16 protein-coding genes are annotated in these 14,247 nt (G+C 57.2%); 7 read left to right on the top strand and 9 right to left on the bottom strand.

The annotated features are described in order from the left end of the window. Positions 1-181: 181 nt before the first annotated feature. Positions 182-376, top strand: coding sequence for a hypothetical protein (locus ACQYWX_RS21015; RefSeq protein WP_216737323.1), 195 nt, complete (start codon positions 182-184; stop codon positions 374-376). Between the two features lie 71 nt (positions 377-447). Beyond that, positions 448-876: a tetratricopeptide repeat protein gene (locus ACQYWX_RS21010; RefSeq protein ID WP_431686225.1), complete on the top strand. Its 429-nt coding sequence runs from the start codon at positions 448-450 to the stop codon at positions 874-876. 87 nt (positions 877-963) lie between these two features. On the opposite strand, the gene ACQYWX_RS21005 is transcribed toward ACQYWX_RS21010, so the two are convergent. The 4 genes from ACQYWX_RS21005 to ACQYWX_RS20990 all read right to left on the bottom strand — a co-directional run bounded on the left by ACQYWX_RS21005 (position 964) and on the right by ACQYWX_RS20990 (position 5,663). Next, positions 964-1,443: a CDP-archaeol synthase gene (locus tag ACQYWX_RS21005; RefSeq protein ID WP_431686224.1), complete on the bottom strand. Its 480-nt coding sequence runs from the start codon at positions 1,441-1,443 to the stop codon at positions 964-966. 83 nt (positions 1,444-1,526) lie between these two features. Beyond that, positions 1,527-3,260 carry an ABC transporter ATP-binding protein gene (locus tag ACQYWX_RS21000; protein ID WP_431686223.1) on the bottom strand — a complete coding sequence of 578 codons (1,734 nt, stop codon included), beginning with the start codon at positions 3,258-3,260 and terminating at the stop codon, positions 1,527-1,529. A gap of 97 nt (positions 3,261-3,357) precedes the next feature. Continuing rightward, the gene (locus ACQYWX_RS20995) at positions 3,358-5,169 is read right to left on the bottom strand and encodes an ABC transporter transmembrane domain-containing protein (protein ID WP_431686222.1); all 1,812 of its coding nucleotides are present in this window, start codon (positions 5,167-5,169) and stop codon (positions 3,358-3,360) included. A 5-nt stretch (positions 5,170-5,174) separates the two neighbouring features. Continuing rightward, positions 5,175-5,663, bottom strand: coding sequence for a DUF4112 domain-containing protein (locus ACQYWX_RS20990; protein ID WP_216737328.1), 489 nt, complete (start codon positions 5,661-5,663; stop codon positions 5,175-5,177). Positions 5,664-6,031: 368 nt separating this feature from the next. Here ACQYWX_RS20990 and ACQYWX_RS20985 point away from each other — a divergent pair, with 368 nt between their 5' ends. The 4 genes from ACQYWX_RS20985 to ACQYWX_RS20970 all read left to right on the top strand — a co-directional run bounded on the left by ACQYWX_RS20985 (position 6,032) and on the right by ACQYWX_RS20970 (position 8,844). Then, complete coding sequence (locus ACQYWX_RS20985) at positions 6,032-6,625, top strand: DNA-3-methyladenine glycosylase I (protein WP_431686221.1); 594 nt, start codon at positions 6,032-6,034, stop codon at positions 6,623-6,625. A 161-nt stretch (positions 6,626-6,786) separates the two neighbouring features. Beyond that, positions 6,787-7,686 (top strand): acyltransferase, encoded by a 900-nt coding sequence (locus ACQYWX_RS20980; RefSeq protein WP_431686219.1) that lies wholly within the window; start codon positions 6,787-6,789, stop codon positions 7,684-7,686. A gap of 8 nt (positions 7,687-7,694) precedes the next feature. Continuing rightward, entirely contained in the window at positions 7,695-8,582 is an 888-nt protein-coding gene (locus ACQYWX_RS20975) for a DMT family transporter (RefSeq protein ID WP_431686218.1), read from the top strand. Positions 8,583-8,601: 19 nt separating this feature from the next. Further along, positions 8,602-8,844, top strand: coding sequence for a DUF2164 domain-containing protein (locus ACQYWX_RS20970; RefSeq protein ID WP_431686217.1), 243 nt, complete (start codon positions 8,602-8,604; stop codon positions 8,842-8,844). 23 nt (positions 8,845-8,867) lie between these two features. Here ACQYWX_RS20970 and sthA read toward each other — a convergent pair whose 3' ends face one another. Beyond that, positions 8,868-10,268: a Si-specific NAD(P)(+) transhydrogenase gene (gene sthA / locus ACQYWX_RS20965; RefSeq protein ID WP_431686216.1), complete on the bottom strand. Its 1,401-nt coding sequence runs from the start codon at positions 10,266-10,268 to the stop codon at positions 8,868-8,870. Beyond that, positions 10,265-11,113, bottom strand: coding sequence for an HDOD domain-containing protein (locus ACQYWX_RS20960; protein ID WP_279507880.1), 849 nt, complete (start codon positions 11,111-11,113; stop codon positions 10,265-10,267). The genes sthA and ACQYWX_RS20960 overlap by 4 nt, the downstream gene beginning before the upstream one ends. A 205-nt stretch (positions 11,114-11,318) precedes the next feature. Here ACQYWX_RS20960 and ACQYWX_RS20955 point away from each other — a divergent pair, with 205 nt between their 5' ends. Then, a complete protein-coding gene (locus tag ACQYWX_RS20955; protein ID WP_216737335.1) occupies positions 11,319-11,921 on the top strand; it encodes a hypothetical protein in 603 nt (200 codons plus the stop codon). 1 nt (position 11,922) lies between these two features. Here the strand turns inward: ACQYWX_RS20955 and ACQYWX_RS20950 are convergent, their stop codons facing one another. From ACQYWX_RS20950 to ACQYWX_RS20940, 3 genes are all read right to left on the bottom strand, one after another. Beyond that, positions 11,923-12,816 carry a D-hexose-6-phosphate mutarotase gene (locus ACQYWX_RS20950; protein ID WP_431686215.1) on the bottom strand — a complete coding sequence of 298 codons (894 nt, stop codon included), beginning with the start codon at positions 12,814-12,816 and terminating at the stop codon, positions 11,923-11,925. 138 nt (positions 12,817-12,954) lie between these two features. Continuing rightward, positions 12,955-13,521, bottom strand: coding sequence for a hydrolase (locus tag ACQYWX_RS20945; protein WP_431686214.1), 567 nt, complete (start codon positions 13,519-13,521; stop codon positions 12,955-12,957). Positions 13,522-13,670: 149 nt separating this feature from the next. After that, positions 13,671-14,177 carry a cupin domain-containing protein gene (locus ACQYWX_RS20940; protein ID WP_431686213.1) on the bottom strand — a complete coding sequence of 169 codons (507 nt, stop codon included), beginning with the start codon at positions 14,175-14,177 and terminating at the stop codon, positions 13,671-13,673. Positions 14,178-14,247: the final 70 nt, after the last annotated feature.

Here is a 14,247-nt window from a genome sequence, read left to right as displayed (position 1 = left end):
GCAGTTCACCCAATAGGGGCGAAAATTGCGACTTGCGTCCGCCGGTTTAATCTTCTACATATTAAGTATGGGGACTTGTAACAACTCCCCAGTGCATTTCTCGCTGTAATCAGTGCTCAGGACGTCCCTGGAAGTAGGTGGGACAGGACCTTATAAGAAATAAATAGAAAAGGAGACTGCTATGGCGGACACTCAGAGAACGCAGAACGTCGTTAAGCTTATGAAGGAGTACATCGAGCAACTGGAGCAAAGTGGAGAACTCGAGCGTCTGTTGGAACTCTCCCGGGCGCCCGGCGATAACGATCTGGAGTTGGCCGAACACTACAGTCGTGATCGGCGCTATACTCTCCGCCGCATTCGAGCGCGGGGAGCATGATGACTTTACCCACCGGAAACCTGCGGGTTATGGTTCCCGCAGGTTTCCCCGCTATCTGACGCAGCCCGCCTATGTCTTCTGGAATCGCCCTGCCTTTTTTCGATGAAATACACCAGTTGGCGGTGGATATCGTCAACGCCTCGGCGGAAGGCGACACCAAAGCGTTATGGAGCAATTATCAGGCGTTGCGAAAGCTGTGCGAAAACAACGAGTTCTCACCACGCAATCATCCTTTCCAGTGGGAGGCGTTGGCGGACTTTACCTGTGACCTCAATCAGGCGCTAAAGATCTATCGCAAGGCGCTTCGATACGCCAACGAGAAGAATCTGATCGATTATTCCGCCTCCATTACTTTCGCCATGGCTAACCGGCTGTATGACGACGGCGAACGCGACGCCGCCCGCGAGCTGCTGGTGGAGGCCGACAAGCTGGCGCAGTCCACTAACGACCTGGAATTGAGAAGAGAAATCAGCGCGTTGCTGCTGGCCTGCTGCGAATAGAGTTTCCCCCCCCTAATTAGTTTTTAGCTGGCGGCCGCCAGGACGATAATCCACGCCTATTGAGTTTGGGGTCAGTCAACAAAGATTTTAATACGGCTTCTTGCGCACGCCGAGGCGAAACAGTAGGGGAGATATTCCCCAGTTGACCACGACAAAAGCGACAAAGATAACTCCGATTTGCAGCAACGACAGGCCGAGCGTCTGTTGATAGGCGGCCAGGGGCAATACGGTTTCCAAAAATTGATCCAGAAATGGCGCCCGACTGCTGGGCGTCAGATTGATGCGGCGTTTACAGAAACTGGTGATGAGATCTCCAAGCATCGCCAGCAGAGCGATCGCGCAGCTGGTCATCATGGAAAAGCCCAGTAATGGCGCAGCCAGCGCGCTGATAAGGACCGCGGCGATGAGGCCCCGCCAGGTTTTTGCAGGGCCGAGCAGGGGACGGCCATCCTTGAAACAGGCGCCGAAATCAATGGCAAGGCCGCCACGATCACCCATTAGAAAACGGGCGAACACCGGGGCTCCATTAGCGATCAGTAAGAGCAGTAATACTCTCAGTTCAAGCATAGGGGCTGCAGTGGCGATGCCTAGTCGTCGACAGTCCCTAAAAGCTTAGCCGTGAATCACTGGCTTGTCAGACCGCGCCGCCCTCAGTCGGCGAGCAGGTGCGCAGTTTGAATGCTGTACAGGTGCTGATACAGCCCCTCCAGCGCCATCAGTTGACGATGGTCGCCTTCCTCCACCAGCTTGCCATGATGCAGGACGATGATTTTGTCGGCATGACGGATTGTGGACAGTCGGTGCGCGATGACGATTAACGTCACCTCGCCGTGCAGGCGGTTAACCGCTTGTTGCACCCGCGCCTCACTTTCGCTGTCCACCGTGGCGGTCGCCTCGTCGAGAATCAGTACTTTGGGCTTGCGCAGTAACGCCCGCGCCAGCGCCACCAAATGACGCTCGCCGTTGGACAGCCTTCCGCCGCGCTCGCCAAGAGGCGTGGCCAACCCCTGGGGCAGGCGTTGCAGCATGCTTTGGAGTCCGGCTTTGGTCAGCGCGTCGATCATCTCCTGTTCACTGTAGTTGCGGTCCAGGCGCAGATTGTCCGCCAGTGAGCCCTGGAACAGGAATGGTTCCTGCTCCACCAGACACACATCCTGACGCAGACTGGCGGCGGAGATGGCGTTGAGCGGCTGATCGTCGATCAGGATTTCGCCCTGCTTGACCGGATAAAACCGGATCAGCAATTGCATCAGCGTACTTTTACCGCTGCCAGTGCGTCCGACCACGCCCAGCATGCCGCCGGCGGGAATATCCAGAGACACGTCCTGCAATACCTGAGTTTCTCCGTTATAGCTGAAGTTGACGTTGCGCAGGGTGATGCGGCCGTCCTTGATCTGGCCGACGCCATCGTAGCGCTCCGGCTCCGTATCCAGCAGTTCAAATACCCGCTGCCCGGCCACCAGGGATTGCTGCATGATGTTGAGGCGCTGGGTCAGCTCGATCAGTGGTTCGACGAAGCGGCCCAGATAGCTGATGAAGGCGTACAACACGCCAATCTCCACGGCGTCTTGCAGAGACTGGTTACCAAAGAAGTACACGATGGACGCCAGGGTCGCCATGGAGAACATGTCGATCAGGGCGCGCAACATCAGGCCGTCCAATTTGACGTTCTTCACCCGCCAGCGGAAGTGCTCCTGAACGGTGCCGCGAAAGCGCTCATTGAAACGCTTTTGCTGATTCAGCAGCTGGATAATCGGCATGCCGTTGAGGGACTCGTGCAACTGCGCGTTGATATCGCTGAGCAGTGCGCGCACCCTCTGGAACATAGGCGTGCTGAGGCGTTGATACATCACCATGGCGCCCACCACCAGCGGCATCAACGCCAGACACACCAGCATAAGGCGGAAATCGAGCACGGCCATCATGATGAAGATGCCGGTGACCAGCACCACGTTGGTGATGAAGTTGGCGATGACGTTGAGGAACAGCTCTTTGATGGCCTCTGTATCGTTGCTCAGGCGCGACACCAGCGCGCCGGTGGCGCTCTTGTCGAAATAGGACACTGGACGCGACAGCACGCTGTGAAACACGTCCTTGCGCAGTTTCTCCACCACCTGCAGGGCGATGCGACTGAACACCAGTGGCGCGCCATAGTGCGCCAGAGATCCTATTAACAATGACGCCACGTAGAACACGAACAGTTGCACGGAGCCTGAGTCCAGATAACGTCCGTGCGACAGATAATCGTCGATAAAATGCTTGATCAGGTAAGGCCCCAATACATCCATCGCCGTCGCCAGCAAGAGAATGGCGCAGCCGCCCATCCATAATTTCTTCCAGCTCGCGCTGGCGGCTAACAACCGTTTAAACACCCGCCACTGCATGAACCTATCCAACCCCGTACTTTGTTTATTCGATACTTATTAATTTAATAGCCGGCCGCCGCAAACCAATGTTGAGCGGCCATGCTTCGTTCAGCGGTTATTCTTGTTGCACGACCCTGTCTTGCGGCTGCAGTCGGTCCAGATCCTGCTCGATCTGCTGCAGTTCATAAATCTGGCTGTACCAGCCGGCCTGCGCCACCAGTTCACTGTGATTGCCCTGTTCCCGAATATGCCCCTGGTCCAGCACCAGAATCTTATCGGCGTGACGCAGCGCGGACAGCCGATGGGAAACGATGATGGTCGTGGTGTCGCGGCGCGCTTCCTTCAGGTGTTGCAGGATGCGGTTTTCCGTGCCGGTATCCACAGCCGACAGCGCGTCGTCAAGGATCAACACGGGCGCCTCGATAAGCAGCGCCCGCGACAACGCCAGACGTTGCTTCTGCCCACCGGACAAGGTGACGCCACGTTCGCCGACAACGGTCTCATAGCCGTTTTGGAATAACTCTATATCCTCATGCAGGGCTGCGAGCCCCGCCGCTTTCTCGACTTCTTCGCGGCTGGCTTCCGGACGGCCCAGGGACAGGTTCTCCCGCACGGTGGTGGAGAACAGGAAAGGCTCCTGAGGCACATAGGCGATATGCGCGCGAAACGCCGCCTGTTGATAGCGCTCCACAGACTCGCCGCCCCAGGCCACTGATCCGGGCGGCAACGCGTATTGACGCAGGAGAAGCTTGATCAGCGTGGTTTTGCCTGATCCGGTGGGCCCGGTTATCCCCAGAGTTTTTCCCGCCGCCAGATGAAAGTGGATGTCCCGTAGCGCCGCTTGTAGGGAAACTGTGTTCTGTTCCGCGTCGCCCGCAACGGGGTCCTGATCCGGATAATGAAATTCGTCGATGGCCACCTGCAGAGAGGTGTCCGACAGGGATTTCAGTTCGCCGGTATCGGGAATCTGCGGCGCCTCCGCCAGCAAACGATTGATGCGATCGTAAGCGGCGGAACCGCGCTCGGCGATATTCAGCATCCAGCCGAATGCGAACATGGGCCAGATCAGGTAGCCCAGGTACATAGTGAAGCTGGTGAGCTCACCCAACGTCAGCGTTTGCTGGTGAATCAGCCAGCCGCCGTAGGTGACGGCGGACAGGAACGACGCGCCGATGGTCAGCACGATGGTGGGCTCGTACTTGGCGTCAGTGGCGGCCACTTTCATGTAAGCCTGGGTGGCGGTTTCCGCGGTTTCCGCGAACTGCCGCGCCATGGCCTCTTCCTGACCATAGGCTTTGATGGTGCGAATGCCGGAGATCGCTTCCTGACTCAGCTCCGTCAACGCGCCGAAGGAGGCCTGCGCGTCCGAAAATCCGGTATGCAGGCTGCGGCCGAACTGATACATGAAGATCGCCATGATCGGCCAGGGCAGCAGCGCCACCAGGGTAAGGTCCCAGCTCAGGGTGATCATCATGACCGCCAGCACGATGACGCCGGTCAGCAGGCCGTCAAACGTGGCCAGAATACCTTCGCCCGCGGTCATCTGCAGGGCTTCGACGTCGTTGGTGGCGTGGGCCATGAGATCGCCGGTGGTGTGTTTGCGGAAGTACTGCGGCGACATGGTGGTCCAGTGCCGGTAAAGGTCCTGCCGGGTTTCCGCCGCCAGCTTATGGGAGGCTCCGAACAGGAAGATCCGCCACAGCACGCGGAAGATATAAATCAGCACCGCCAGCCCCAGCAGTTCGCCCACTGTCATCATCAGGTAATCCGCATCCAGCGTCTGCTGCGCGATGCGGTCCACCAGCGTTCCGATCAAATGAGGCGGCAGCATCAACAATAGCGCCACCAGCGTTAGCATGATCACCGCCGCGAGATAGGGCGGCCAGTTGCGCAGGAAAAATCCCCGCAATTCCCAGAATATTTTCATTGGCTTTAACTGAAACTAAACGGCTCAGGTGTGCTGAGCAGGTAGATAATGAATGCGACCAGCAATGCGACGCTAAGGCTGATCCAGAGCCAGGGCGTCCGACGCTTGGGCGGTGCGGGCATGATCTGCTTTTCCAGATAGACGGCGAGCATGTCCATGTTGCGCTGATTGGCTTTCCAGTAAATATCGAAGGCGTCGCCGATCAGCGGCGCCGCGCCGCCGAACACCTCGACGCCGATATTGGCGAGCATGCGCAGCAGCAGTCTTTTCGGCGCTTTGATGCGCCAGGCTTGCCACAACAAGTACAGGGACAGGCAACCGCCGACAATATCCCCCACCAGCGGCACAAGGCCGATCAGGGAGTCCCATCCGACGCGCACGCCAAGAACCGGGATGCGGAACTGAGCGTCCAGACGATACGCAAGCTTCCGCAAACGGGTCAGCGTTGCGCGCTGCTCGACGGAAATAGGCGTATGGGGCGTTGGTTCAGACATAGGGAGATGCAAATCCATCGTTATATTCGCGATCCTGCTGCGTCCATCGGTGGGCCGCAAAGATAGCCATTGTGCGGAGATAAGTCGCCGCTGGCAACCGTGTTTTTCGTCTTCCGGTGGTTTGCTTTTGGCGTGGGCGACGGCACAATACGGCGGGTTATCAGCCGCTTAGCATTTACCATTGCGCTCCGTCAGATGGGCGCAGCTGCAACCTATAGTGTGCGAAAGCGCTCAGGTGAATAGTGCGCAAAAGCCCTCAGGTGAACGCCCGGGCGGAAGCGGCGACCAATCGACGAACGTAAGAATAGACGTGTGTAAGCATAAACATGTGTAAGCATAAACAAGAGCAAGAATAACAGGAGACCGGTATGGCGTCCGAGCAGCGCTGCAGTTGGTGTGGGAACGATCCTCAATATGTAAGCTACCACGATCATGTCTGGGGACGACCGGTGAAGGACTCTCAGGAGCTGTTCGCCAAGTTATGCCTGGATGGTCAGCAGGCGGGATTGTCCTGGATTACGATCCTGCGCAAACAGAAGAATTACGAGGAAGCCTTCGCGGACTTCGATCCGGAAACCATCGTGCGCTTCACCGAAGAGGATGTCGAGCGCCTGTTGCAGAACCCTGGCATTGTGCGCAACCGCCTGAAAGTCCAGTCTATTATCAAGAACGCCCGCGGCTATCTGGCGCTCAGGGATCAGGGGATCGAATTCTCGCATTTTCTCTGGGACTTCGTGGGCGGCAAGCCTATCGTCAATCATCTGGAGTCCATGCAACAGGCGCCCACCAGTACGGACGTGTCCGACGCCATGTCCAAGGCGCTGAAAAAGGCGGGCTTCACCTTTGTGGGAACCACTATCGTATACGCCTTCATGCAGGCGGTGGGAATGGTGAATGACCATATGACGTTCTGTCTTCAGCATCGCGAATGTGCGGAGCTGGCGGCGAAATTCAACCTTTAAGAGTGATGGCGTCGCGGCGGCGCAACGTGGGAAGGCGCAAAATTGCGTTCCCGCTCGGTGTCCGCGCTGCGCAGGTGTGTTATCTTGGGCGCCCTTGCCGAAACGGTCGCCCGCTGAAGGCGTTGCGGAGCCTTTAATCCAATCGTTGTCCGGAGCTTTTTATGCTGAGTTTTCTGCCAGCCCCCCTCGTCGGCTGCCTGGCTTCATTGTCCCTGGCGATCAATACCATTTTCTGGTGTACGCTGCTGTACATCCCGGCCATTCTCAAGCTGATCATTCCCATTCCCGCATGGCGTAAGGTCTGCACCCGCCTGATTATCCTGATTTCCGAAGCCTGGATCGCCTGCAACAGCGGCTGGATGAGCCTGACGCAGCGCACTCAGTGGAAGGTGGAAGGTCTTGAGGAACTGCAGCGGGAGGGCTGGTATCTGGTGGTCTGCAACCATCAAAGCTGGGTGGATATTTTCGCCATGCAGCACGTGCTTAACCGACGCATTCCTTTTCTTAAATTTTTCCTGAAAAAAGACCTGATCTGGGTGCCCGTCATCGGACTGGCCTGGTGGGGACTGGACTTTCCTTTCATGAGCCGGCACACCCCGGAGCAAATCGCCAAGCGTCCCGAGCTGAAAGGCAAGGACATGGAAACCACACGCAAAGCCTGTGAAAAGTTCCGCACGACGCCGGTAAGCGTGATGAACTTTGTCGAAGGCACCCGTTTCACCAAACGCAAACACGAACGCCAGCAGTCTCCCTATCAGTATCTGTTGAAGCCTAAGCTGGGCGGCGTGGCCTTTGTCCTGAGCGCTATGGGGGAATACATTCCCACCATGGTGGACATCACTATTCACTATCCTGGCGGCGCGCCGCGTCTGCGCGATTTTATGTGCGGTCGCGTGCCGGCGGTGGAAATGTACATTCGCCGTGTCGCCATCCCCGAAGCGCTGAAGAGCCGCAATGTCGACGACGAGGCTTTCAAACAGGACTTCAAAGAGTGGATGACGGCGTTATGGCGTGAAAAAGACGCCAAACTGGCGGCGCTTAATCAGTCAAAGCAAGCCTGAGTCCGCCTGTGTCGCAGTCCAGTCACTTAAAAGCGGATGTCTTGCTGCTGTTGGTTACTCTGTTGGCCGCCGCCGGCTGGATTTTCTCCAAGGAAGCGCTGGCCGGTTTACCGCCTTTGTTGTTCATCGGTATACGCTTTTTCTGCGCCGGCGTGATTCTGGCGGCGGTGGGGCGTCGCGCGCTGATGTCGCTGTCCGCAAAGCAGTTACGGATCGCGTTGTCCACCGGCGTGTTGTTCGCCGCGGCCATGTGTCTGTGGATCTCCGGACTGTTTTACGGCGACCATGTGGGGGAAGGGGCCTTCATCACCAGTCTGGCCATGGTGCTGGCGCCTTTGGTGTCTCGCGTTATCTTCGGGGAAAAACTGGCGCTCGCCACCTGGCTGGCGTTACCTGTCGCTACTTGCGGACTGGCGTTGCTGTCATTGCGCAATGGCCTGCATCCAGGATTGGGACAGTTGTTTTTTCTTGCCTCTGCGGTGCTGTTTTCGCTCAACTTCACCTTGAATACCCACATGTCTGCGAAAGTGCCGGTCATCGCTCTGACCACCGTGCAGCTATTGACCGTCGGCGTCACGGCCTCGGGACTGTCCCTGGCGCGGGAAGAGTGGCCTCAACAGGTCAGCGCCGGCATCTGGGGATGGGTGGCCGCCAGCGCCGTCATCGCCACCAGCCTGCGTTTCTTTTTACAGACCTTTGCGCAGAGCCTGACGCCCGTCAGCCATGCGGCGGTGATCATGACCATGGAGCCGGTGTTCACAACCCTGATGGCTTTGCTATGGTTGGGAGAAACCATGTCCGGCATGCAGATGCTGGGCTGTTTCCTGATATTCTCCGCGCTATTGATCAACCGCTGGCGCGCGGTGCGCGTGGCGTTTAAGGGATTGATGCGCTGAGACAAAGGAGAGACCACGAATGATTGAAATGACCCGGGATGAAAAACAGCAACTCGTTGCGAAAGTGAAAGACTACTTCGCCAGTGAGCTGGATCAGGAGATTGGCGGTTTTCAGGCGGAGTTTCTTATCGACTTTTTCGTGCGGGAAATCGGCCCGCGGGCCTACAACAAAGCCCTGGATGAAGCGGAAAATATCATTCGCATGCAGGTGGAGAACATCAGCGATGCGCTGTATGAGCTGCAACAGGCGCCCGCGGATTGATCTGAGCGTCCGCGGGGAGTTCTTTAGTAGACGCTGTTGCGGCGAGCGCGCTGACCGATGACTGCCAGCGCCGCCACCCGGTAGGCTTCCGCCAGAGTGGGGAAGTTGAAGATACTCTCCACGAAAATATCCACGTCGGACTTGGAGAGCAGCGCCATTTGTCCGATGTGTATGAGTTCGGTGGCTTCCTCGCCAACGATTTGTACGCCTAATAGACGCCGTCCTTCGGCGTCGCACACCAGTTTCAACATGCCGTCCTGATTGCCGGAAATATGGCCGCGGGCGATTTCTGCAAAGGGCGCCCGTCCCACGATGATCTGACCATGCGCTTTGCGCGCTTCCTGCTCGCTCATGCCCACGGAAGACAGCTCCGGCACCCCGTAGATGCCCACGGGAATCATCTCCGGCATGCTGCCCACTTCCAGCCCGATGGCGTTGCAGGCTGCGCGGCGGCCTTGCTCCATGGACGCGGAGGCCAGCGACGGCGGGCCGATAACATCGCCTGCGGCGAAGATATTCGGCACTCGGGTGCGTAATTGACCGTCCACAGGAATCACGCCGCGTTCGTCCAGCTCCAGGCCGGCGTTATCGATATCTAGATCATTGACGTTGGCCACTCTGCCGGCGGCGCACAGTAATTTCTGGGTGATGATGGTGCGGCCGTCCTCCAGTTCGGTGATCACGTCGTTAACGCCATCGAAATATACCCGTTTCACCACGCTGTTCCCCATCCACACGCCGCCCATGTCCTGGAAGGCGTTGACGAAGTTGTCGGTCAGATCCTTGTCGAGGAAGCCCAGCGGACGGGGATAGCGGTCAATCATGATCACGCGCACGCCCAACGCCTGAAATATGGAGGCGTATTCACTGGCGATAACGCCGCCGCCCAGCACCGCCAGACTTTTTGGCAGATACAACATAGACAGCACGGAATCGCTGTCGAAGATGTTCTCATGATCGATCGGCACCTGATCCGGTTTACGAGGGAAGGAACCGGTGGCGATGACCACATAATCCGTGGCCAGCACTTGCTTTTCGCCTCTGACGGAGGTCACCTCCACTTCATTCGGACTCAGAAACCGGGCGCGGCCGTGAATGCGCTTGATGGCGTTGCGGTCGATCTGTCGGCGCATGTATTCGTCATGAGACTTCATGACGTCATCGAGGCGGTCGATCAGTGTCGCCATTTCCAGATCTTCACTGAGCTTGAAGCGGAACAAGGCGGCGTTTTTGCGCATGTTATTTACGCGCAGTGCGTTCTCACGCAGCGTTTTGCTGGGGATGGTGCCGCGATGCACGCAGGCGCCGCCGAGCAGTGCGTCGCGTTCGACCAGAGCGACCCGTTTGCCGGCTTTGGACGCCTGCACCGCCGCTTTCTGACCGGCGGGGCCGCTGCCGATGACGATAATATCGAAGTCGCTCATGCGCGCATGGCCTCCAGCCCCTGATTCACGGTGTCGGACTGTTCATACAGCTCAGCCACCTCATCCGGATACAGGTTCAAGTCCGCCATGGCGGGTAAGGCCAGCAAGGTATCTTTGTCCGGTTCATTAAACAGGAAGTGGGAGGCGAACTGTTTGCCGGCTCGGATTAATTTCGCCTGATCTTTACCGTTGCCCGCTTCCTGGTAGTCGTCTTGATGCGTCACTGCGTCGATGATCAGTTCCGGCATGCGCCAGTGCTCTAACGCCAAACGGGCGGCGTCCAGATGCAGTTCGTCGACGATCTCCAGCAGCAGATCCAGCTCTGGCTGAAGCTCTTCCGCCCCGGCTACGTCCAGGGTTTCCTGCAGCATGATGGGTTTGCCCACCGAGTGCAGCAACCCGCACAGGAACGCGGCTTCCACATTCATCCGCGCGCGCCGGGCGATTTCTTTACACCATAGCGCAGTGGCCAGGGCGTGGCGCCACATGGCCCCGATGCGATCTTCGTAGCCAGGGGCCTTGAACATACGGGCGTTGATGGAGGCGGCCAGGGCGATGTCGCGAATCGACACCATGCCGAGGCGGGCGATGGCCTGCTGCAAGGACACAATGGAGGCGTTGGGAGAGTATGCGGCGGAGTTGGCGATACGCATCACCCGCGCCGCCAGAGCCTGATCCCCCTGAATCACCTTGACCAGCTCGGACGCGCTGGAGTCAGGGTTGTTGGTGATGGCGATCACTTTCTGCGCCACTTCCGGCAGCATCGGGATATCCAGGTTGCCCGCCTGGATACGGGAATCCAGCTCCCGGGTCAACGGATCAGCGGAGGAATGGGTATCTGGCACGGGTGACTAACTCCATGTTTTATTTATTTTTCAGTGTAGACTATGCGTGGCCGATTGCGCTTGGAAATGAACCCCGTTCAGGGGCCGGATGGATTATTTGCTTGCTGTGTCCGATTATGTATGCTTCTGTTTTTAATTATAAAGGTGATGGATGCCTGTGCTTCGTTTCATAATGATCCTCCTTACTTTCACTATGGCTGGCGGTATGGCTGGATGTTCAACGGACAATGGCGACGGAAGCAGATTCGAGGCGCTGATGACGGCTTCCAAGCAAGAGAGGGAAAAGGCCAGTCAGGATTTGCAGAAAATTTCCAAGTCTTTTTCCGACGGCAAAACTTCCAGAGAAAATATGAGTGAACAGGTGCTGACTCAGCTGGAAGTCAAAGTACGCAATGGCGAAGATGCGTCGGCGGAACGCCAGCAGATTCAGGCGCTGGCTGAGCAGATCAAGCGCGAGTCCGATGCGGTGCTGTCCGCGGTGGACAACCTGTTCAATGAATCCGTGAAAGCCCTGGCCCTGGCCTCCGCCGCCTATGATCTGTGCGGTATTGAAGGCGAACGCGCTAACCTGGTCGCCATCGTCAGGAAAATGGATAACCATCCGGACCGCAAATACAACGCTGAAGACGCGTACTGGAAGTTCAAATGGGAGTTCCAGAACGAGTTGAAGGAAGGCGATGTGGAAACCGAGTGTAAGTACTTCCTCAGCCAGAAAGACGAGCTGGAAGCCAGCTTTGAGCTGGCGTTCCAGGCGATGAGCTATTCAAAGAACCTGCATCCGCAAGGCGCGGATACCGTCACTCCCTGATCTAACGACGGGATGACAGGGTCAGATCCAGTGTATGGCTCTGGCCCGGCTCCAACTCGATATAATCGTTCAGCAGCTTCCCGGTCTCCACGCACAGCATCTGTTTGTAGCTGTCCGGCGAGAACTGGGACAGACGTTTGCTCTTCTCCGTCCAGGGATTCCATACCACAGCGGAACGGCTATCGGCGGATTCCAGGACAATGAAACGCTCCCACTTTTTATCATGAATGCGCAGTATCGCCGGCGTATCGTAGTAAATGCGATCCACTTCCTCTGTGATGTGCAGAGGGCCGTCCTGCTTATGCAGGCTCCACCCGCGCAGCGAGTCGATGTAGGGCAGGTCGTCCAGGTCCAGCACGCTGACCTGCTGGATATCCGACACGGCGAAATAGGTATGCAGGGCGCAACTCAAATGCTTGGGCTGATCTGACAGATTGAATGACTGCAGCTCCATTTTCATCACCGTCCCCAGCCGGTAGGTGACCACCGCCTTCAGGCCCAAGGGCTCGGCGCTTAGCTCAAAAGCGATGGTGGTGCTGGTTTCATCTTCAGAAATGCTCAACAGGCGCCATAATGCATTGCGCGCCACGCCGTGAGCGGGGGCTTCCTGTATTGGGAAACTGTTGCGCACGGGGTCCGCATTGCGCTCCAGAAAGGCGAACCAGGGCCAGCAAATGGGGATTCCCTGACGTACGGCTTCCCCTTTTTGATAGGCCACGTCTGGGTTGCGCCATAAAACGGGATGTTCGCCGTGGGGAGCATAGCTGATTAACTGGCCGCCCTGCAGGGTCAGGCTGGCGGAGCACTCTGGGCGCTCAATTTCAATCAGATCAAGGCCGTCGACGTGTTTAATCGTCACCGAGTCGTACATCCCTGCGTCATGGTTCTGGCTCATATCAATCACCACCTCTAATAGGAAGCGGAGCGCTTAATACCGGGCGCGCCGCCTGCTGAGTCGTCTTTTTATAATCGTCAGTTTAATCCGCTTTGTCATCAGAGAGATAGACGTCTCTGATCTACAATCCGACGCGCGTTACTTGAATAATTGCGCCATCGGTTTGAAGCGTTCGCCAGCGGCTTCTTTCTGCAGTTCAAACAGAACCATTTCCACGCTGGACGGCGTCGCCCCCAACGCCTGCATGCGCTGCAGGCCCAGCTCACGATTGGCGGGATCGCGGGAGGATATGGCGTCGTTGATCAGGGTGACGTCATATCCAGCCTCAATAAAATGATAGGCGGATTGATAGACGCACACATGGCTTTCAATGCCCGTCAGCAACACCCGCTTTCTGCCGCTCTTTTGCAGCGCTTCCACGAAGCGGGGCTCGCCGTAGCAGCTGAACGCATGCTTGGGAATTGGGCGCAGGTCCGGGAGCAGCTCGGTGATTTCCGGAATGGTGGGGCCGAGCTTTTCTGGTAGTTGTTCCATCCATAGTATTGGAATATCAAACAACAAAGCGCCTTTGACCATGCGTTGCAACTGAGAGAACAGTCTTTCTTTCTCGTGCATGAGCTGAGCGAGTTTGCCCTGGATATCCACCAGAACCAGTACGCAGTCTTTCGCTTCAAGCCATTGGTAGGCGGCGGTCATGATAGTCATTCTCCTTTCTTGGAAATCGGTACGGACGTAGTGCGGACGCAGTACGGAGCTAGTGCTGATACAGTACATACGCAGCGCTGAATACCGAGATAAAATTCACGGCGTCATGATAGGAGTATATCCCTTGCCCGCGCTGGGGGCATCCGGGTTTAGCCCCCCTGGGAGCCGCTTCGGCTGAGGCGCAGGATAAGATCGAAGTGTTTGGGGTAGAGGAGAGTCAATTCATCCGCATCGCCCAATTCAAAATCAGCGAAGTCGAACCCGGGGGAAACGATGCAGCTCACCAACGCATACCCCGCAGGCCCAGGCTCCGGCTCCGCGGCGAGCCAGCGCATCCCCGGCACATGCGCGTCTCTGCCGCCGTCAGGGCCTATGGCCTGTGTGACCAGCGCCCCATCCGGCGCAATGGCGTGAATCTGAATGCGGTCTCCCCCAAGATGAAGCCAGATCTCGTCATGACGCAATCGGTGCCACTGAGAAAAGGCGCCCAGGGGTAATAAATAGTAAATCAACGTCGCGCTCGGACGCTCGCCATGGGGAGTAGAAACAACAAAAGGCGCAGCGAAAATCCGCCGATAAAACCCTCCCTCAGGGTGCGGCGACAACTGCAATTGATCAACAAGCTGCTGAATGGATGGTGAAACGTCCGATGTCATGGGGGCTCCTGTTGAGGATAGGTTGACTTTTATCAGTGTAGGCATAAAGTCCGCCTATTCATTTTTATAT

Origin of the sequence: Hahella sp. NBU794 (genome assembly GCF_050749805.1) — a bacterium.
In the GTDB taxonomy this organism is placed as follows: domain Bacteria; phylum Pseudomonadota; class Gammaproteobacteria; order Pseudomonadales; family Oleiphilaceae; genus Hahella.
This window is presented reverse-complemented; position numbering and strand designations above follow the sequence as displayed.

Excerpts from the sequence above, each read along its gene's own strand:
- ACQYWX_RS20990 (WP_216737328.1), bottom strand. The coding sequence starts at position 5,663 with ATGTCTGAACCAACGCCCCATACGCCTATTTCCGTCGAGCAGCGCGCA.
- ACQYWX_RS21000 (WP_431686223.1), bottom strand. The coding sequence starts at position 3,260 with ATGCAGTGGCGGGTGTTTAAACGGTTGTTAGCCGCCAGCGCGAGCTGG.
- ACQYWX_RS20955 (WP_216737335.1), top strand. The coding sequence starts at position 11,319 with ATGGCTGGATGTTCAACGGACAATGGCGACGGAAGCAGATTCGAGGCG.
- ACQYWX_RS21005 (WP_431686224.1), bottom strand. The coding sequence starts at position 1,443 with ATGCTTGAACTGAGAGTATTACTGCTCTTACTGATCGCTAATGGAGCC.
- ACQYWX_RS20945 (WP_431686214.1), bottom strand. The coding sequence starts at position 13,521 with ATGACTATCATGACCGCCGCCTACCAATGGCTTGAAGCGAAAGACTGC.
- ACQYWX_RS21015 (WP_216737323.1), top strand. The coding sequence starts at position 182 with ATGGCGGACACTCAGAGAACGCAGAACGTCGTTAAGCTTATGAAGGAG.
- ACQYWX_RS21010 (WP_431686225.1), top strand. The coding sequence starts at position 448 with ATGTCTTCTGGAATCGCCCTGCCTTTTTTCGATGAAATACACCAGTTG.
- ACQYWX_RS20970 (WP_431686217.1), top strand. The coding sequence starts at position 8,602 with ATGATTGAAATGACCCGGGATGAAAAACAGCAACTCGTTGCGAAAGTG.
- ACQYWX_RS20940 (WP_431686213.1), bottom strand. The coding sequence starts at position 14,177 with ATGACATCGGACGTTTCACCATCCATTCAGCAGCTTGTTGATCAATTG.
- ACQYWX_RS20980 (WP_431686219.1), top strand. The coding sequence starts at position 6,787 with ATGCTGAGTTTTCTGCCAGCCCCCCTCGTCGGCTGCCTGGCTTCATTG.
- ACQYWX_RS20950 (WP_431686215.1), bottom strand. The coding sequence starts at position 12,816 with ATGAGCCAGAACCATGACGCAGGGATGTACGACTCGGTGACGATTAAA.
- ACQYWX_RS20995 (WP_431686222.1), bottom strand. The coding sequence starts at position 5,169 with ATGAAAATATTCTGGGAATTGCGGGGATTTTTCCTGCGCAACTGGCCG.
- sthA (WP_431686216.1), bottom strand. The coding sequence starts at position 10,268 with ATGAGCGACTTCGATATTATCGTCATCGGCAGCGGCCCCGCCGGTCAG.
- ACQYWX_RS20985 (WP_431686221.1), top strand. The coding sequence starts at position 6,032 with ATGGCGTCCGAGCAGCGCTGCAGTTGGTGTGGGAACGATCCTCAATAT.